The sequence below is a fragment of the Nocardioides asiaticus genome (assembly GCF_040049175.1).
Lineage (GTDB): Bacteria > Actinomycetota > Actinomycetes > Propionibacteriales > Nocardioidaceae > Nocardioides > Nocardioides cheoyonin.
On record NZ_JBDZDM010000001.1, the window covers coordinates 231382 to 249545 of the forward strand.

At 73.9% G+C, this 18164-nt stretch carries 19 protein-coding genes; 8 read left to right on the forward strand and 11 right to left on the reverse strand.

Annotation, left to right across the window (positions count from 1 at the left end):
- Positions 1-34 precede the first annotated feature (34 nt).
- Both rsmH and mraZ read right to left on the reverse strand, forming a co-directional pair.
- Positions 35-1012 carry a 16S rRNA (cytosine(1402)-N(4))-methyltransferase RsmH gene (gene rsmH / locus ABLE53_RS01090; RefSeq protein ID WP_348856683.1) on the reverse strand — a complete coding sequence of 326 codons (978 nt, stop codon included), beginning with the start codon at positions 1010-1012 and terminating at the stop codon, positions 35-37.
- Positions 1013-1185: 173 nt separating this feature from the next.
- Positions 1186-1617 carry a division/cell wall cluster transcriptional repressor MraZ gene (gene mraZ / locus ABLE53_RS01095; RefSeq protein WP_348856684.1) on the reverse strand — a complete coding sequence of 144 codons (432 nt, stop codon included), beginning with the start codon at positions 1615-1617 and terminating at the stop codon, positions 1186-1188.
- Positions 1618-1901: 284 nt separating this feature from the next.
- Here mraZ and ABLE53_RS01100 point away from each other — a divergent pair, with 284 nt between their 5' ends.
- The 3 genes from ABLE53_RS01100 to ABLE53_RS01110 are packed head-to-tail and all read left to right on the forward strand — an operon-like array spanning position 1902 to position 6526.
- Entirely contained in the window at positions 1902-2852 is a 951-nt protein-coding gene (locus ABLE53_RS01100) for an AAA family ATPase (protein ID WP_425474845.1), read from the forward strand.
- A gap of 3 nt (positions 2853-2855) precedes the next feature.
- Entirely contained in the window at positions 2856-4184 is a 1329-nt protein-coding gene (locus tag ABLE53_RS01105; protein WP_348856687.1) for a DUF58 domain-containing protein, read from the forward strand.
- The gene (locus ABLE53_RS01110; RefSeq protein ID WP_348856688.1) at positions 4184-6526 is read left to right on the forward strand and encodes a transglutaminase TgpA family protein; all 2343 of its coding nucleotides are present in this window, start codon (positions 4184-4186) and stop codon (positions 6524-6526) included. Before ABLE53_RS01105 ends, ABLE53_RS01110 begins: the two co-directional genes overlap by 1 nt.
- Before the next feature lie 19 nt (positions 6527-6545).
- On the opposite strand, the gene ABLE53_RS01115 is transcribed toward ABLE53_RS01110, so the two are convergent.
- From ABLE53_RS01115 to ABLE53_RS01135, 5 genes are all read right to left on the reverse strand, one after another.
- Complete coding sequence (locus ABLE53_RS01115; protein WP_348856689.1) at positions 6546-6926, reverse strand: DUF3040 domain-containing protein; 381 nt, start codon at positions 6924-6926, stop codon at positions 6546-6548.
- An 88-nt stretch (positions 6927-7014) separates the two neighbouring features.
- A complete protein-coding gene (gene dinB, locus ABLE53_RS01120) occupies positions 7015-8202 on the reverse strand; it encodes a DNA polymerase IV (RefSeq protein WP_348856690.1) in 1188 nt (395 codons plus the stop codon).
- An 18-nt stretch (positions 8203-8220) separates the two neighbouring features.
- Positions 8221-8943, reverse strand: coding sequence for a class I SAM-dependent methyltransferase (locus tag ABLE53_RS01125; RefSeq protein WP_348856691.1), 723 nt, complete (start codon positions 8941-8943; stop codon positions 8221-8223).
- Positions 8944-8970: 27 nt separating this feature from the next.
- A complete protein-coding gene (locus ABLE53_RS01130) occupies positions 8971-9441 on the reverse strand; it encodes an SAV_6107 family HEPN domain-containing protein (RefSeq protein WP_348856692.1) in 471 nt (156 codons plus the stop codon).
- Positions 9442-9602: 161 nt separating this feature from the next.
- Complete coding sequence (locus ABLE53_RS01135) at positions 9603-10151, reverse strand: hypothetical protein (RefSeq protein WP_348856693.1); 549 nt, start codon at positions 10149-10151, stop codon at positions 9603-9605.
- A gap of 82 nt (positions 10152-10233) precedes the next feature.
- Between ABLE53_RS01135 and ABLE53_RS01140 the strand changes: the two genes are divergently transcribed.
- From ABLE53_RS01140 to ABLE53_RS01150, 3 genes are read left to right on the forward strand one after another with little or no spacing between them, the layout of a single operon-like run.
- Complete coding sequence (locus ABLE53_RS01140) at positions 10234-10707, forward strand: YbaK/EbsC family protein (RefSeq protein ID WP_348856694.1); 474 nt, start codon at positions 10234-10236, stop codon at positions 10705-10707.
- A gap of 21 nt (positions 10708-10728) precedes the next feature.
- A complete protein-coding gene (locus tag ABLE53_RS01145) occupies positions 10729-11322 on the forward strand; it encodes a DUF4126 domain-containing protein (RefSeq protein WP_348856696.1) in 594 nt (197 codons plus the stop codon).
- A gap of 10 nt (positions 11323-11332) precedes the next feature.
- Positions 11333-12652, forward strand: coding sequence for a phytoene desaturase family protein (locus tag ABLE53_RS01150; RefSeq protein WP_348856697.1), 1320 nt, complete (start codon positions 11333-11335; stop codon positions 12650-12652).
- Positions 12653-12665: 13 nt separating this feature from the next.
- Here ABLE53_RS01150 and metF read toward each other — a convergent pair whose 3' ends face one another.
- Positions 12666-13556, reverse strand: coding sequence for a methylenetetrahydrofolate reductase [NAD(P)H] (gene metF / locus ABLE53_RS01155; RefSeq protein ID WP_348856698.1), 891 nt, complete (start codon positions 13554-13556; stop codon positions 12666-12668).
- A 63-nt stretch (positions 13557-13619) separates the two neighbouring features.
- Here metF and ABLE53_RS01160 point away from each other — a divergent pair, with 63 nt between their 5' ends.
- A complete protein-coding gene (locus ABLE53_RS01160) occupies positions 13620-14699 on the forward strand; it encodes a polyprenyl synthetase family protein (protein WP_348856699.1) in 1080 nt (359 codons plus the stop codon).
- An 18-nt stretch (positions 14700-14717) separates the two neighbouring features.
- Here ABLE53_RS01160 and ABLE53_RS01165 read toward each other — a convergent pair whose 3' ends face one another.
- The 3 genes from ABLE53_RS01165 to ABLE53_RS01175 are packed head-to-tail and all read right to left on the reverse strand — an operon-like array spanning position 14718 to position 16033.
- The gene (locus tag ABLE53_RS01165; RefSeq protein ID WP_348856700.1) at positions 14718-15131 is read right to left on the reverse strand and encodes a barstar family protein; all 414 of its coding nucleotides are present in this window, start codon (positions 15129-15131) and stop codon (positions 14718-14720) included.
- 16 nt (positions 15132-15147) lie between these two features.
- Positions 15148-15645 (reverse strand): guanyl-specific ribonuclease, encoded by a 498-nt coding sequence (locus ABLE53_RS01170; protein WP_348856701.1) that lies wholly within the window; start codon positions 15643-15645, stop codon positions 15148-15150.
- 13 nt (positions 15646-15658) lie between these two features.
- Positions 15659-16033: an Rv2175c family DNA-binding protein gene (locus ABLE53_RS01175; protein WP_348856703.1), complete on the reverse strand. Its 375-nt coding sequence runs from the start codon at positions 16031-16033 to the stop codon at positions 15659-15661.
- 123 nt (positions 16034-16156) lie between these two features.
- On the opposite strand from ABLE53_RS01175, the gene pknB reads away from it, so the two are divergent.
- Positions 16157-18151, forward strand: a complete 1995-nt coding sequence (gene pknB / locus ABLE53_RS01180) for a Stk1 family PASTA domain-containing Ser/Thr kinase (protein WP_348856704.1) — start codon at positions 16157-16159, stop codon at positions 18149-18151.
- The last annotated feature ends 13 nt before the right edge of the window (positions 18152-18164 follow it).

Below are 18164 nucleotides of genomic sequence, written 5' to 3' on the forward strand. Positions count from 1 at the left end.
CTCCTCGGGGAAGGAAGGTGGTGGTGCTGGGTGGCTAGTGGGCGGGTCGGACGCGTTCGACGGCGCGCAGCCGGACGGAGGCGGCGCGGGGGTTCTCCTCGATCTCGGCGGGGCTCGCCTGCTCGGCGCCTCGGGTGACGAGCCGGAAGGCCGGCTCTGCCTCCGGCGGGACGAATGGCAGGTCGGGCGGGACGTCGACCTTCGTCGCGCGCTGGAAGACCTGCTTGGTGAGCCGGTCCTCGAGCGAGTGGTAGGACTCGACGACGACCCGCCCGCCGACGCCGATCGCCTCGAGCGAGGCGGGCAGGGCGCGGCGCAGGGCGCCGAGCTCGTCGTTGACCTCCATCCGGAGTGCCTGGAAGGTGCGCTTGGCCGGGTGGCCGCCGGTACGCCGGGCCGGGGCCGGGATCTCGGCGTACAGGAGCTCGACCAGGGCTGCGCTGGTGGTGAACGGCTCGCTCTGCCTGCGCCGCACGACGGCGCCGGCGATCCGCTTGGCGAACCGCTCCTCGCCGTACTCGCGCAGGATCCGGGTCAGCTCCTCGGCGGAGTAGGTGTTGAGGACATCGGCCGCCGTCGGGCCGGTGGTCGCGTCCATGCGCATGTCGAGCGGGGCGTCCTCGGCGTACGCGAACCCGCGTTCGCGCTGGTCGAGCTGCATCGAGGAGACGCCCAGGTCGAAGAGGACCGCGTCGACGTGGTCGAGACCCTGGTCGGCGAGCACGTCGAGGAGCTCGTCGTACACCGCGTGGACGCCGACCCAGCGCTCCCCGAACGGCGCCAGCCGCTCCCCCGCCAGCGCGAGGGCGGTGGGATCGCGGTCGATGCCGACGACGCGTACGCCGGCGACGCGCTGCAGCACGGCCTCGCTGTGCCCGCCGTGACCGGTGGTGCAGTCCACCATCACGGTGCCGCCGGGGACGTCGCGGTCGATCGCGGGGGCCAGCAGGGCGACGACGCGGTCGAGCATGACCGGGACGTGCTGCTGGCGTGCCACCTGTTCGACCCCCATCGCTGTGGCGCTGGACTGCTGTGCTGCTCGTGCTGCTGGAAAGGCCGGGTCCGCAGAGCCAGGTCTCATGCCCGCTCCCGGGGAAGTGACGCGTCCGGCGCCGGGGAAGGTGCGTCGGCGGGCGTCGTGAGAGCGGGACTGAGACCTCGTCCTGCGGACCCGTTGTTGATCTGTCAGCTGTTCTGCGGTGCGTCCTCGTCGAGCTCGGCGAACTTGGCCTGGGCGGCGGCGGAGTACTCCGCCCACCGGGCCGGCTCCCAGATCTCGATCCGGTCCATGACGCCGATGACGACGACGTCCTTCGTGATCCCGGCGTACGCCCGCAGGAGCGGCGGTATCACGATCCGCCCCTGCTTGTCCGGCGTGCCCTGCTCGGCCCCGGCGAAGAGGACGCGGGCGTAGTCGCGCGCGCCCCGCGAGGTCATCGGCGTCTGCTGGGCCCGCGCGGCCTCCTGCATGAAGACGTCCTCGGGCCACACGACCAGGCAGTTCTCCTGACCCTGTGTCACGACGAGCCCCTCTGCGAGTCGGTCCCGGAACTTGGCCGGGAGGAAGAGCCGCCCCTTCTCGTCGAGCCTCGGCGTGTACGTGCCCATGAAGAACATCGGCTCGCCCCCGCCTGACTCGACTCAGTGGGATCTTCCTCCACTTCGCACCACCGTACCCCACTTTCCCCCACCCGCAAACACATACACGGCGAAGATGCCGTGTCGCAGCCCCCACGCGGCACCGGGTACGTGCCTGGTCAGGAGGGAGACGGCGTACCCACGCACGCCGTACGGTGGGAGGCACCATCGCCGTCGGGTCGTGGGCACCCGTCGAAGAGCCTGGAAGGACCACAGTGAGTACGCCGACGCATGTCCCCTCGGGCGGGGCCGACCTGGAGACGGTGGCACGTGTGACGGCCAAGGTGCGCGCCAACGTCGAGAAGGTGATCGAGGGCAAGTCCGACGTCGTGTTCTCGACGCTCGTGGTCCTTCTGGCCGAGGGTCACCTCCTCATCGAGGACGTCCCCGGGGTCGGGAAGACCCAGCTGAGCAAGGCCCTGGCCCGCAGCATCGACTGCTCGGTGCGACGCATCCAGTTCACGCCCGATCTGCTGCCCTCCGACGTCACCGGGGTCTCGGTGTTCAACCAGAACACCCGCGAGTTCGAGTTCCGCCCCGGTGGCGTCTTCGCCAACATCGTGGTCGGCGACGAGATCAACCGCGCCTCCCCCAAGACCCAGTCGGCTTTGCTGGAGTGCATGGAGGAGCGCCAGGTCACCGTCGACAACGTCACCTACCAGCTCGAGCCGCCGTTCATGGTGATCGCGACCCAGAACCCGGTCGAGATGGAGGGCACCTACGCCCTGCCGGAGGCGCAGCGCGACCGGTTCATGGCGCGCGTGTCGGTGGGCTACCCGCCGACCGCCGCCGAGGTCGCCATGCTCGCCAGCCACACCGGCGCCAACCCCCTCGACGACCTCGAGGCGGTCACCGACAGCGCCGAGATCCGCAAGCTGATCGGGATCGTCAACCAGGTGTACGTCGCCGACGCGGTCCGCCAGTACACCGTGGCGCTCGCCGCCGCGACCCGCACGAGCGGGGAGCTCGCCCTCGGCGCCTCACCACGGGCGACGCTCCACCTGCTGCGGGCGGCCAAGGCGTCCGCCGCGCTGCAGGGGCGCGACTACGTCCTCCCCGACGACGTCCGGGTGCTCGCCGTCCCGGTGCTCGCCCACCGGCTCCTGCCCAGCGCCCAGGCCGCGATGAACGGCCGCGCGGTCGAGGACATCCTCGCCTCGCTGGTCGCGGGGGTGCCGGTGCCGCCGTCGTTCCCGCCCACCACCGCCCGGTGACCCATGCGTGAGGCGCTGGCGGGGCTCACCGTCCGCGGACGGGCGTTCCTGGCGGCCGGGTGCACGGCGATCGCGTGCGCGATCGTGCTCGACCAGCGCGCGCTGGTGCGCGTCGGCGTACTCCTCGTCGCGCTGCCGCTGGTCACCGCCTTCGTGGTAGGCCGGGGTCGCTACCGCCTCTCGCTGGTGCGGACGATCGCGCCTCAGCTCACCGAGGCCGGCCAGCCGGCCCGGGTCGAGCTGACGATGACGAACGAGGGCTGGATCCCGACCGGGACGCTGCTGCTCGAGGAGGCGCTCCCCTACACCCTGGGCAGCAGGCCGCGCTTCGTGGTCGACCGGATCGGCCACGGATGGCGGCGGAAGGTGACCTACCAGCTGCGCTCCGACGTGCGCGGCCGGTTCGACAGCGGTCCGATGACGGTCAAAGTGGCCGACCCGTTCGGGCTCGTCGAGCTCGGCCGGGCGTTCCAGACCACCACCCCGTTCACTGTGACGCCGCGGACGTACCCGCTCTCCCCCATCGACCTCAGCGGCACCGCGACCGCGTCGGGCGACTCCCGGCCGCGGTCCTTCTCCGGCGGGAGCGCGGAGGACGTCACCGTGCGGGAGTACCGCCGCGGCGACGACCTGCGCCGGGTCCACTGGCGCAGCTCGGCGAAGGTCGGCCAGCTCATGGTGCGCCGCGAGGAGCAGCCCTGGCAGGCACGGGCCACCGTCTTCCTCGACAACCGCCGGATCGCCCACCGCGGCCAGGGCGCGGCCTCCTCGTTCGAGGCCGCCGTGGTCGCCGCTGCGTCGGTCGCCGTCCACCTGCGGCAGCGCGGCTTCACCGTCCGGCTGGTCACCTCGACCGGTGAGGCGTCCCCCTGGCACACCCGGGAGAGCGACACCGACACCAGCGGCCTGCTCGAGGCGCTCGCCCTCGTCCAGCTCACGCCGCTGCCGGGCGTCGACGCGTCCTGGGTCGGCGAGGCCGGTCAGAGCGGCGTGACCGTGGCCGTCCTCGGCTCCGTGGACGACGGCGACGTCGCCGTGCTCCGGCGGGTGCGGCACCACGCCGGCGCCGCCCTCGCGATCGCGCTCGACGTCGACCGGTGGGCGTCCGCGCCGCCCCGCTCAGCCGCTCCGCCGCCGGCCGAGCCCGGCTCCGACGCCGCGCCCGGCGGGCTCGGGCTGCTCACCGTCCACGGCTGGAAGGCGGCCTCGCTCGGTCCCGACGATCGCATCGACCGGGCCTGGACCGAGCTCGGCACCCGCGCGGCCGCGGCGACGTACGGCATCGTGGCGGCGCAGCCTGCGCCTCCCGTGACGACCGGGGAGGACCGCTGATGCCCCGCCTCCACGGCGCCCTGGTCGCTCTCGTCACCTGGCTGACCGTGCTTCTCGCGCTGCTCTCGTGGCGCAGCTTCACCGCGGACCCCCCGGCGTACGTCGTGCCGTCGGCGGTGGTCGGCGCGATCATCGTCGGCGTCGGGTACGCCGGAGACCTGCTGCGGCTGCGCCGCCCGCTGGCGCTGCTCGCGCAGGTGGTGATCGGTGGGGCGGCCACCGACGTCGCGGTGTTCGGCAACCCGGTCCCCATCGGGTCGGGAGCGCGCGAGCACGTCGTCGACGTCTTCAACACCGCGTACGACACCGTGATGCGGGCCCCGCTCCCCGTGCCGGTCGGTGACGGGGGCATCGCGCCGTACCTCATCCTCGGCGCCGCGGCCGCCTTCCTCCTCGCCGACCTGCTCGTGCGCGCACTGCGCAGGCCGCCGCTGGCCGGGCTCGTGCTGCTGGCGATCTTCAGCGTCCCGTTCAGCATCGTGGGCGGCGGCGTGGCGTGGTGGGTCTTCGCGCTGACCGCCGCCGGGTTCCTCGGGCTGTTGGTGCTGCAGGAGAGCGAGCGGGTGTCGCGGTGGGGCCGCCGGCTCGACGACCGGTCGGTCGCCGGCATCGCGCCCGACAACGGCGTGCTCGGCAGCGCCTTCTCGGCCGGGCCGGGGGCGATCGGGCTGGTCGCGACCGCTCTCGCCGTCGTCGTCCCCGTCTTCGTCCCGACGCTCCACCTCGACCTGAGCGGCTTCGGACCGGGCGGCAGCGGCTCTGGGCCGATCCGGGTGACCAACCCCACCGTCGGGATGTACGACGACCTGCGCAACCAGTCCGACACGGCGCTCGTCGACGTCCGGGTCACCGACGGTGCCGACGTCGCACCGTCGTACCTCCGCATCGCGACGCTGACCTCGTTCAACGGCTCGGAGTGGAGCCCCGGGGGGCGCAGCATCCCGCCCGACCACACCGCGCGGACCAGGTTCAGCCCGCCGGAGGGCGACGCCAAGCTGCTCGGCGCGTCGTCGACCTACCGACTCACGGCGACCAACGAGTTCGACTCGCGGTGGCTGCCGACCTTCTACTACACGACCCAGATCGAGGCCGCCGGCGACTGGCGCTACGACTCCGACACGCTCGACTTCATCTCCGGCGACACCAGCAACCAGCTGTCGACCGCCGGCGAGACCTGGACGCTCACCGCGGCGCCGGTCTCGCCGAGCGAGCAGGCGCTGCTCGACGCGCCGTTCAGCACCGGCGGGGTGCCCTCGCTCTACACCTCGCTGCCCGACCTACCCGCGCAGTTCGGCCGGATCGCCCGGGAGAAGACCGCGGACCAGACCTCGCCGTTCGCCAAGGCGGTGGCGCTGCAGAGCTGGTTCCACGACAGCGGCGAGTTCCGCTACAGCCTCAACCGGCCCGGCGGCACCGGCGGCAACGACCTGCTGCACTTCGTGACAGACCAGAAGGTCGGCTACTGCCAGCAGTTCGCCACGGCGATGGCCGCGATGGCGCGCGAGCTCGGCATCCCGGCCCGGGTCGCGGTCGGCTTCCTCCACCCGGTGCGCGCCTCCGACGGCAGCTACGTCTTCCGCGGCCGCGACATGCACGCCTGGCCCGAGCTGTGGTTCCAGGGCGTCGGGTGGGTGCGCTTCGAGCCGACCCCCAACGGCCCCGGGATCGACACCGACCTGCCGGCGTACACCATCGGCGTGCTGGGCGGTGACGGCACCGGCACCGCCCCTGAGGCGACCGAGGCTCCGAGCGTCGGTCCGACGCAGACGGCCCGGCCGCCGCGGCCCGGCGACCTCCAGCAGCGTGGGGACCAGCAGGGGCAGGCGGACAAGGACAAGGCCGACGCGGGCGACCACGGGCATGCCGGGGTCATCGCGCTCGTAAGCGTGGTCGGCGTCCTCGCCCTCGGCGGCGTGGCGGTCGGCGTACCTCTCTGGGTGCGGCTGCGACGCCGCTCGCGGAGGCTCGCCGGCGGCCCCGAGGAGGGCTGGGCCGAGATCCGCGACACCGCCCGCGACCTGCGACTGCCGTGGTCCGACGACCTCTCCCCGCGTGCCTCCGGCAGGCAGCTCGCGGCGAGCGTCATCGGCGAGCAGGCCCGGGCCGCGCTCGACCGGGTCGTCGTCGCGGTCGAGCGGAGCAGGTACGCCCGGGTCGCGTCACGCGAGCCGGTCGGCGAGGACGTGCGCGCCGTCGTCGAGGCGCTGGCGGAGAGCGCCGATCCACGCGTACGCCGGCGGCTGCTGCTGTGGCCGCGGTCGGTCGTGGCCCCGCGGCGGAGGGTGCGCGCGGTCCAGCAGCCCGAGCAGGTGGAGCACCACCTGGTCGATCACATGGGCTGAGACAGCGTCAGCGGCCCGGTCACCAGTCGGTGCCGTCGTGCCGCCGGCGGCGCCAGCGCTGCTCGGCGCGGTCGAGGAACGACGCGCGCGCGGCCGTGCGGTGATGGAGATGGGGCCGCAGCGAGGCGGCCGGGCGCCCGCGGAGCGCGGAGAGGCCGCTGCTCGCGGAGAAGAGCATGACCACGAACCCGAGGATGCCGAGCGCCCAGATCTCGGTGACCGCCCCGGTCATCAGGAGCGCCACACCTCCGGCCAGGAGGACGCCGTCGAGGATCGCGCGTCGTCGCTGGGCACGCCGCAGGGCGGTGCCGCGGAGGGCGGAGGCGAACTTCGGGTCCTCCTCGGAGAGGGCGCGCTCCATCTGTTCGAGCAGTCGCAGCTCCTCTTCGGAGAGTGGCACCGTTTCCTCCCGGGTCCGTCGGACATTGCCAGTCTAGGCAGCCGTCCCGGGGCGCGGTAGTGAGCAGCCCAAAATTCGTGGCCCGCGGTCACCCCAGCAGGCTCGCCGGCCGAACGGCCCGGCTGCCGAACCGCTCCACGGCCAGGTCGACGGCGCGGTCGGCGTCGCGCCAGCCGTGCAGCGGCTCGCCGAGAACACCCTGCCGGTGGACCCGGTCCCGCGGGAGCAGGCCCTCGACGCGCACCCCCACGAGGCGCAGCCGGGCGCGGCGCAGCGCCAGGGCGTCGTAGAGCGCCACGGCGGTCTGGTGGACCTCCCGCGTCACGTCGGTCGCCTGCGGCAGGGTGCGGGAGCGGGTGATGGTCACGAAGTCGGTGAACCGGACGCTGAGGGTGACCGTCCGGCCGACGACGCGGCCGGCCCGGAGCCGCCGGGTGACCTTCGCGCTGAGGCGCAGCAGCTCGCGGACGATCGGCTCGCGGTCGGCGTGGTAGTCGTGGTCGCGGCCGAGGGTCTCCTGGGCGCCCATCGAGCGGTCCGGCTCCTGCGGACCACGCCGCGGCGTGAGGTCACGGCCGTCGATGCCGTGGGAGAGGTGGTGCAGCCGCGTGCCCTGGCCCTCGCCGAGGATCTGCTGGAGCGTGTCGAGCGGCGTGCGGGCGATGTCGCCGACGGTGACGAACCCGAGCCGGTGGAGCCGGGCCCGCGCCTTCGGCCCGACGCCGTAGAGCTCGCCGACGTCGAGCGGGTGGAGGAAGCCCGGCAGACCGTCCGGGGGCACGACGACCACGCCGTCCGGTTTGGCATGGCGGCTCGCCACCTTGGCCACGCTCGGGCTGCCGGCCACGCCGACGGAACAGGTGATCCGCTGCTCGTCGTGGATCTGGGCGCGGATCCGGTCGGCGATCTTCCGGGGGCTGCCGAGCAGCCGTCCGGCCCCGCTGACGTCGAGGAACGCCTCGTCGACGCTCACCACCTGCACGAGCGGGGTCACGCGGCGGAAGATGTCGCGGACCGCCGTCGACACCTCAGAGACCGCGCCCGGCTCGAGCCGCACCGAGACCAGCTGCGGGCAGAGCCGGCGGGCCTGAGCGCCCGACATCGCGGAGCGGACGCCGTAGGCCCGCGCAGCGTAGTTGGCGCAGGTGACCACGCCCCGCGGCCCGCCGCCGACGACCACCGGCACGTCCCACAGCTCGGGGCGGTCCCGGATGGCCACCGACGCGAAGAAGGCGTCCATGTCCACGTGCAGGATCGGCGTGTCGACGGTCGACATCGTCACCCCCGGCCGGCGTCAGCGGCGGGCGGTGAAGTGCAGCTGTGTGGCGAGCGGGAGGTAGTCGGCACGGCCGGCGACCGCCTGCTCGAGCTCGACCAGGTCGGTCGTCGCTCCCGGCTCGAGATCGAGCAGCGAGCCGGGGACGAGGTCGGTGAACACCCGGACCCCGTGGACCGCCGTGATGGTGAACCCGGCGGCGGCCAGCGCCGCGGCCGCCTCGTCCTGGGAGAACCGGCGTCCGGAGCGCCCCACGGACGTGGTCTGGTCCAGGAGCGCCTTGGCCTGGGCGAAATGGCCCGCCATGGCCCGCGCGAGAACGGCGGCGGAGCGCTGCGCCACCAGCAGGCTGAGGTGGCCGCCGGGTCGCAGCGCGTCGTGGATGGCGCCGAGAGCGGCGGCCGGGTCGGGGACCACCTCGAGGACGCCGTGGCAGAGCACGACGTCGGCGCTGCCGACGCCGACGACGTCGAGAAGGCCGGAGAGGTCGCCTTGGCGGGCGTCGACCTCGACGCCCACCTCGCGTGCTCGTCGGGCGAGCGCCGCGAGCGCGTCCGGGCTCGGGTCGACGACGCAGACCCGGTGGCCCGCCTCGGCGACCCGCACCGCCGAGACGCCGGTGCCGCCGCCGATGTCGACGACATCCAGCGGCTCGCCTTCGAGGATGGGGCGCAGGGCGTCCCAGACGACGGCCGTGCGGGCATTGGCCCGCCGCTCGCCCGGCCGCCCGCTCGCTGACATGGCCCTAACCCTAGGGGGAGCCCGGCATCAGCCCACACGGCGGATCGGCTCCCGGGACAGGGACGGGTGTGGGACCAGGCCGAGGGCGTGCTCGACCACGGCGAGGAACCTGTCGGCGTCGCGGATCAGGTCGTCGGCCTCGCGCTCGGTGACCGCCCGGGACGACCCGGCCTCCGCGGCCGCACGCTTCGACGCCCCGGCCGAGAAGAAGGTGGCCCACTCGGCGAGCTCGGGGGCCACGTCGGTGAGGAGGACCCAGGCGTTCTTCTGCCGTCGCCGCCGCCCTGGCTCGACCGGCGTGGCCCGTGCGGCGATGAGGGCAGCGGCGGCCCGCAGGGCGGCGACGTGGGCACAGGCGTAGCGGCTCGGCACGTCGGTGGCGGCGATCGCATCGGCGAGTGACTCCGCGGCCCGCAGCAGGTAGGAGTGGGTGGTTGCGGGAAGGGTGTGCTGGACGTGCGGGGTGCCGCGCACGCGGCGGTCGTCGTACGGCGTCATGGGCGTCCTCCAGGCTGCTTGCGCTCCACACCCGGGTCGAGGTCGTCTCCGCCCGGCGGTTCGAACACACTTTCGAACGAGCAGAAAGTTACACCCGCCCACCGACAGCCACAAGGGCCGCCAAAGGGGTGGGCGCCGCTAGGGGGCGACGCTCAACGCGGTCAGAGGCCGACGTGCTCGCGCAGTCGCTCGACCTCGGCGCCGGCGCGGGGGTGGATGTAGCGCGTCGTCGCCGGCATCCACATGAAGACGACGGCGGCCGCGCCGATCGCGATCTCGATGACGGTGAGCACGACGAAGAGGAACGGCGGGCCGGTCATGATGCCGCCGATGCTCGCGACAGCAGTGAAGGCGAGCAGCAGGGTGAGGACCACCCGGGCCCACTCGAACCCGTTGCGCAGGTAGACCATGATCACCGCCACGAGCGAGGCGATGACGCCGCACAGCGTGAGCGCCGGGGCGACGAAGTGGGGAGGCTTGATGTCGTACTCCCCCGGGTGCTTGATCGCCTCGAGGCCCTTGGTCTCGAGGATCCGCCTGGCGCTCGGGTTGCCCTCGGCCCACACCCGCAGCAGATCGTCGTGGCGGATGACGATCAGCGCGACCACGACAGCGCCGAAGGCGATGAGGGCGAGCAGCGCGCGCAGCGCCCATGTCAGCGAGGCGGGACGGGCCTCGTCCGCCGTGACGACCTCGTGCTCCTGCGCCATGCGCCCTCCTGTCTGCTGTGCACCCGCCGAGCAGCGGGAAACCTGCTACGGACCGGCCGGCGCCGGCCGCTATGGTCGCCGCATGCCCACCGAGCACCCCTCGATCGCAGCGTTCCGATCCGCGCACGAGGAGCGTGGAGGCTCCGGTCAGATCGTCATTCTGCCCGACTCGGTCCACACCGCCGCACTCGCGGCCGAGGCACTCGGCTGCGAGGTCGGCGCGATCGCCAACAGCCTGCTGTTCGACGCCGGAGGTACGCCGGTCCTGATCCTCACCTCGGGCGCGCACCGGGTCGACACCGCCAAGGCCGCGGCGACCATCGGCGTCGAGCGCCTGAAGCGGGCCGGTCCGGAGTTCGTCCACCAGCACACCGGCCAGCGGATCGGCGGCGTCTCCCCGATCGGTCATCCCGCGCCGGTGCCGACGTACGTCGACTCCTGGCTGCGCCGCCACCCGGTCGTGTGGGCGGCGGCCGGCCATCCGGCAGCGGTCTTCTCGACGACGTACGACGAGCTGCTGGCGCTCACGGACGGGTCGGAGATCGACGTGGAGTGACCGCGGGCGCAGGATGAGCCCATGGACGCTCTCGCGCTGACCTTCTCGAGCGGGTGGGCCAGCGGCATCAACGCCTACCTGGTGGTCCTGGTCCTCGGCATCGCCGACCGCGTGGCGGACCTCCAGCAGGTCCCCGACGCGCTCGGCTCGTGGCCGGTCCTGATCGCCGCAGCGGTGCTGTACGTCTGGGAGTTCGTCGCCGACAAGATCCCCTACGTCGACTCCGCGTGGGACTCGGTCTCGACGGTCATCAGGCCGACCATCGGCGCGGTCATCGGCGTCCTCCTCGCCGGCGAGGCGACGTCGCTCGACGACGCCGTCGGCGGCGTCGTCGGCGGCGGGTCCGCGCTCGCGTCCCACCTGGTGAAGGCCGGCAACCGGCTGGCGCTCAACGCCTCCCCCGAGCCGGTCACCAACGTCACCGCCAGCGGCGTCGAGGACCTCGGCGTGCTCGGCGTCGTGTGGCTGGCGACCGAGCATCCGGTCGCGGCCGCGATCATCGCGGCCGTCCTGCTCGTCCTGGGGCTCGTCGTCCTGGTCCTCCTCTTCCGTCTGGTGCGGAAGGGCTGGCGCAGGTGGAAGGGCAAGGACAGGCCGCTGCCCGCGCCCGGCTAGGGTGCCGCGCGTGGCGCGCGTGGTGGTGGTCGGCGGAGGGTACGGCGGTCTCGCGGCGGCCGTCCGGCTCGCCAAGCTGGGACACGGCGTGACGCTCGTCGAGTCGGCGCCCGAGGTGGGCGGCGCGCTCCGGCCGGTCGTCGACGAGGGCTTCTCGTGGGACTCCTCCGCCCACGCCACGCTGCTGCCGGCCGTGGTGCGCGACCTGTTCCGCAAGTCCGGGCGCCCGCTCGAGCGGGAGGTCGACCTCGAGCCTCTCGACGTGATCCGGGAGCACCGCTTCGCCGACGGCTCGTCGGTGCGGCTGCCGGGCGGGTCGCGCGCGGCGCAGGTCGCCGCCTTCGACGCGCTCGGGGACGGGCTCGGGCGGCAGTGGGCCGACCACGTCGCGGCGTACGCCGACGACTGGGAGGCGCTGCGCAAGCACTACTTCGAGACGCCGTGGAACCCCGCCGCGCTCCCCCGCGCGCTGACCGACCGGTTCGACTCGCGCGAGATGCTCGCCCGCCGGCTCAAGCGGTCCTTCCGCGACGAGCGGCTCCGGCTGGTCGCCGGCCACCCGTTCACCGCCGCCGGCCACGAGCTGCGCGACGTACCGGCCTGGGCGGGGCTCACCGCCTATCTCGAGCAGCGGTTCGGCGTCTGGCGCGTCGCCGGCGGCACCGGCGAGCTGGCCGCCGCGCTCGCCCGGCGGCTCGCGACCCGGAGGGTCGAGACGCTCACCTCCACCACCGCGATCGACCTGGTGGTCCGCGAGGGGGCGGCCGTGGCCGTGTCCACCACCGCCGGAGACCTCGACGCCGACGTCGTGGTCTGCGCCGTCGACCCGCGCCGGATGCCGGCCCTCGCGGCCTACGTCGCGCGCACCGTGCCCGCGATCCCCCCGCCGACCGTCCACCTCGGCCTCGCCGACCTGCCCGACGAGCTCACCGGCCTCCCCGCCGAGCTGGTCCTCCACGGCGAGCCGACGCTCGTCGTACGCACCCTCGGGCGGGCGCCCGCCGGCGACCCGGCCGGCGCCGCGTGGACCGTCCACGCCTACGGCAAGCTGCTCGAGGACGTCACCGTCGCGCTCGCCCGGCACGGCCTCGACGTACGCGACCACGTCGTCGCCCGGGTCGACCTCGGCGCCGCCGAGCTGGTCGCCCGATGGGGCGGGTCGCCGCTCGGCGTGCGCTGGGCCGGCCGGCGTACGGTCCGCCGCAGGCTCGGCCCACGCACCCCGCTGCCCAACGTGTACGCCGCCGGGGCGCACGCCACCCCGGGCGCCGGGCTGCCGTTCGTGGGGCTCGGCGCCGCGCTCGTCGCGCAGGTGGTCGGACCGGCGTAGTGCCGTACCGAGGTCAGACCGTCATGTTCAGCGCGGCGAAGATCTCCAGCGTCGCCTTGGAGCGGTTGAGCGTGTAGAAGTGCAGCCCCGGGGCGCCGCCGGCGAGGAGCTGCTCGCACAGCTCGGCGGCCATGGCGATGCCCTCGGCGCGGAGCGCGGCGGGGTCGTCGGCGTACTTCTCGACGCGGGCGACGACCTCCGCCGGGATCTCCCGCCCGGAGAGCTCGGCCATGCGGGTGATCTGTCGGAGGTTCAGGATCGGCATGATGCCCGGCAGGATCGGGATGTCGACGCCGATCCGGGCTGCGCGCTCGACGAGCGCGGCGTAGTCGGAGGCGCGGAAGACCATGTCGGTGATCGCGAACTCGGCGCCGGCCTGCTGCTTGGCCAGCAGCACCTCGGCGTCCTGCTCCAGCGACGCGGCGGCCGGGTGGCCGTCGGGGAACGCGGCGACGCCGATGCTGAAGTCGCCGCGCTTGGCGGCGAGCTCGACGAGCTCCACGGCGTAGGTGAACCCGCCCTCGGTCGGCGTCCACTCCGAGTGCGGACCGTCCTTCGGGTCACCGCGGAGAGCGAGGACGTTGACGACCCCGGCGACGGCGAAGGCGTCGAGCGTCGCCTCGAGCTCGTCGCGGGTGTGCCCGACGCAGGTGAGGTGGCCCATCGGGACCAGCGAGGTCTCGCGGGCGATCCGGCCGGTGATGCCGACCGTGTTGTCGCGCGTGGAGCCGCCGGCGCCGTACGTCACGGAGACGAAGGTGGGCCGGTACGGCTCCAGGGCGCGGATCGCGTCCCAGAGCTGCGCCTCGCCGGCCTCGTCCTTGGGCGGGAAGAACTCGAACGAGAACGAGTGCTCGCCCTCCCGGATGAGGTCGCCGATGCGGCGCACGGTCGGCTGGGTCATACGCGTCAGTGTAGGGAGCGGGGCGGCCGGATCAGCGAATCGTCCACGATCTACCCTCATCGGGTGACCGAGGGGTGGGACGGGGCCGACTTCCGCCGGCGCGTCCAGGCGGCGCTCGACGGGTTCCTCGACGAGCAGGCCGGCCTCCTCGCCCCGCTCGGTCCCGACGCCGAGCGGCTCCTGGCCCAGGGGCGGGTCTCGGTCGCCGGCGGGAAGCGGTTCCGGGCGGCGTTCTGCCACTGGGGCCACCGCGCCGTCGAGCCCGCGCCCGACGACGAGGAGGCGCTCGTGCGCGCCTGCGCGGCGCTCGAGCTGCTGCACGCCTCGGCGCTGGTCCACGACGACCTGATGGACGACTCCGACACCCGTCGCGGCCGGCCGGCCACCCACCGCGCCCTCGAGGCCGAGCACCGGGCCGCCGGGTGGTCCGGCCCGCCCGGGTCGTACGGCGCCGCCGGGGCGATCCTCCTGGGCGACCTGCTGCAGGCCTGGGCAGACGAGCTGCTGCGCGGGGCCGGGTTCGCCGTCGCGCCGACCGCGGCGGCGCTGTCGTTGTTCGACCGGACACGCACCGAGGTGATCGCCGGCCAGTTCCTCGACATCTCCGTGCAGGCCCGCGGGAGCGCTGACGTCGACGCCGCGATGACGGTGCTGCGCTACAAGTCGGCGAAGTACTCCGTCGAGCGGCCGCTCCACATCGGCGCCGCGCTCGCGGGCGCCTCGGAGGAGCAGCTCGCCGCGCTCTCGGCGTACGGGCTGCCGCTCGGGGAGGCGTTCCAGCTGCGCGACGACCTGCTCGGGGTCTTCGGCGACCCCGACGCGACGGGCAAGCCCGCCGGCGACGACCTGGTCGAGGGCAAGCGCACCGTGCTGGTCGCGCTCGCGCTCGACGCCGCGAAGCCCGCCGACGCCGCCCGGCTCGACGCCGGGCTCGGCACCAGCCTCGACCAGACCGAGGTGGCCGAGCTGCGCCGGGTCATCCGCGACTCCGGCGCCGAGGCCCAGGTCGAGGAGGCGATCTCAGCCCTCGCCGCGCGCTCGCTCTCGGCGCTCGACCGGGCCGTCGGCGACGGCCTGCTCGACGCGTACGCCGCCGGGGTGCTCCGCAGCCTGGCGGCTGCCGCGACGGAGCGGGCCCGTTGACGCCGCGGCTCAGTCCAGTCAGTCCAGCCAGGGCAGGCCGAGGTCGGGCCCGTCGCCGCGCAGCAGCACGCCGAACGCCGGCCGCTCGGGATCGGCCGCCCGCTCGCGCAGCAGCCCCAGCAGGCGCGCGGTGAACGGCTCGTCGGCGTACGCCAGCACGCCCCAGTGGTCCCACAGCAGCAGCGTCGGCCCGACGTCGCGCAGGCAGTCCCAGAGCGCGTCGAGGTTGCGGCCGTAGTGCTCGGGGAACTCGAGCACCTCGCCCAGCGCGGCCAGGGCCTCCTCGCGGCTCTCGACGACCCCGTCGAGGTGGGCGCAGCCCCAGCCGGCGACCGCCACCGTGCGGGCGAGCTCGTCGGCGTCGAACGCCGCGTGCCAGCGGTAGACGCCGGCCGGCGTGTGGCCGGCGAGGAGTCCTGCGAGTCCGCTCATGCCGCCATCCTTCGGGTCACCGGTCGATCCGCGAGAACGACGCGTAGTGGTCGTCGGTGTAGTAGAGCTCCCCGCCCTTGCCGGCGATGATCCGCCGGGCGCCCCGGTCGGAGGAGCCGGGCGTCTCGACGGTGTACTCCTTGTAGTAGCCGCGCGGCTCGTCGGGCAGGATCCCCTCGTAGTTGCCGAACGTCTGGTCGTCGTGCTCCGGGTACGGGTAGGGCCCGCCGGCGTCGATCAGGTCGAGCGTGTGCCGCGCCTCCGGCGGCAGGTCGGCGACCGCGATCCAGGGCAGCCCGCTCGCGGGGTCGGTGGCGTCGTTCCCGTGGGTCGTCGAGCCGCCCGATGGTCCCGGCTCGTACGACGGCGGCGCGGCCGCCTGCGAGGACGAGCCGCCGGCCGGCGTACTCCCCTCGTCGGGGTCGTCGGAGCCGTTCTGGGTCCAGGCGACGACGAGCGCGACGACGACCACGACCAGCGCCGAGCCGATGGTCGAGAGCGTCCGCCTGCTCACGCTCGGTCCCGGGTCAGATCGCCATCGCCTGCGCCCGGCGCTTGACCTCCGAGCCGCGGTTCTCCCGCAGCGCGTCGATCGGCCGGCCGGGCAGGTCAGCGTCGAGGTAGAGCCAGGCGATGCACTCGCGGTCGTCGTAGCCGCCGTCGTGCATCAGCGTCAGCAGCCCCGGCAGGCCCTTGACGGGCAGGCCGTCCTGGATGAGGTCGGCCGGGATCTTCTGCCCCTTCTCCCCCGGGCTCGGCACGGCCGCCGCGAGCTCGTGGTCGCGGATCATCGTCCGCACCTTCGCGACCGTGACGCCGAGCCGGCGGGCGGCCTCCGCCCAGTCGATCCACTCCGGCACCAGGGCCGCCAGGTCGTGCTCAGCCAGAGGCATGTCGGTCATGGGGCCAACTCTAGGACGGCAGCCGACACCCCCGTGTCGCGGCCGCAAAGTCGGGGATTCGGCGCCCGGCTCCGTATCCTGAGGGCTCCGGCCGCACCACCTGCCGGACGTAGGAGGGCCGACTTGCGAGCTGAACGGGAGACCCGCTCAGAGGACTCTGCGCGATTCGGCGACCCCTTGCTCGGGCGGGTGCTCGACGGCCGCTACGAGATCACCGACCGGATCGCCCGCGGCGGGATGGCCAGCGTCTACGAGGCCCACGACCTGCGCCTCGACCGCACCGTCGCCGTCAAGGTGATGCACCCGGGGATGGGCGACGACGACGCCTTCGCCGCCCGGTTCGTCCGCGAGGCGCGCGCGGCCGCGAAGCTCTCCCACCCCAACGTCGTCGCGGTCTACGACCAGGGCGACGACGACGGGACCGTCTTCCTGGCGATGGAGTACGTTCCCGGCCGCACCCTGCGTGACGTGATCGCCGCCGAGTCGCCGCTGTCGCCGGCCAGGACGATGAGGTACGTCGAGCCCGTGCTCGCCGCGCTCGCAGCCGCGCACCGCGCCGGCCTGATCCACCGCGACGTCAAGCCCGAGAACGTGCTCATCGCCGACGAGCCGAATTCCGGGGTGGGCCGGGTCAAGGTCGCCGACTTCGGCCTGGCCCGCGCCGTGACCGCCGAGACGCAGCACACCTCCACCGGCGGCCTCATCGGGACCGTCTCCTACATCGCCCCCGAGCTCGTCGTCGAGGGTCGGGCCGACGCCCGAGCCGACGTCTACAGCGTCGGCGTGATGCTCTACGAGCTGCTCACCGGTCACAAGCCGCACACCGGCGAGACCCCGATCCAGGTGGCCTACAAGCACGTCCACGACGACGTCCCGCCGCCCTCGCGGGAGGTGCCCGGGCTGCCGCCGTACGTCGACGCGCTGGTCGCCCGCGCGACCGCCCGCGACCGCGACCTGCGCCCCTCCGACGCCGGCGTGCTGCTCCACCAGGTTCACCGGGTGACCAACGCGCTCGCCGCCGGCGCCGCCGACGACCCGGTCCTCACCGAGGACCTCGCCCTGCCCGTCCACGGCGAGGAGGACACCGAGCCGTACGACGTCGGCGACGAGTGGGCTCCCGCGCCCCTCGGAGCCGAGCGCACGACCGCCCTCCACACCGCACCGCCGACGATTGAGCGGCTGCCGCGGCCGGCGCTCAGCGCTGAGCCGGCCGGGTCCCCGCCGCGGCCGCGCCGCCGGCGTACGGGCCGGATCGTGCGGATCGTGCTGGCACTCCTGCTCGTCGCTGCGCTCGCCGTGGGCGGCTGGTGGCTGCTCGAGGGCCGCTACACCCGGACCCCGGCCGTCGTGGGCCTCAGCAAGGCCGCCGCGGCCACCAAGCTGCAGACCGCCGGGCTCGACGTGTCGGCCCGGACGGCGTTCTCCGACACCGTCCCCAAGGGAGAGGTGATCTCCTCCGACCCGGGCCGGGCGGAGAAGGTCCTCGACGGCGGCACCGTGACGATCACGGTGAGCCGCGGCGTCGAGCAGTACTCCCTGCCCAAGCTCGCCGGCAAGAGCCTCGAGGCCGCGTCGAACGCGCTCGACGAGATCAAGATGAAGCTCGGCGGACCGGTCGAGCGCTGGTCCGAGACCGTGCCCGAGGGGCACGTGATCCGCACCGACCCGAAGGCCGGCACCGTGCTCCGCCCCGGCCACACCGTGAGGGTCGTCGTCAGCAAGGGCCGCCAGCCGATCACCGTCGGCGACTGGGAGGGCCGGTCGGCGACCCTCGCCGAGCGCGCGCTCGAGCGGCACCACCTCCAGGTCGATCTCGACGAGGACTACGACGACGACGTGGCGAAGGGTCACGTCATCAACCAGAGCCCCGACCCCGGCACGACGCTCCACCGCGGCGACACGGTGTCGCTGCTGGTCTCGAAGGGTCCGCACCTCGTCGACGTGCCCAACGTCACCGGCAAGGGCATCGAGGACGCCCGGAAGGAGCTCGAGGACAAGGGCTTCTCGGTCGAGGTGGACCACTTCAGCCCGTACTTCGGGCTCGGCTACGTCATGGAGCAGGACCCGTCCGGCGACAAGGTGCCGTACGGCTCCTCGATCACGCTCTACGTCAGCTGAGCCCGTACGCTCG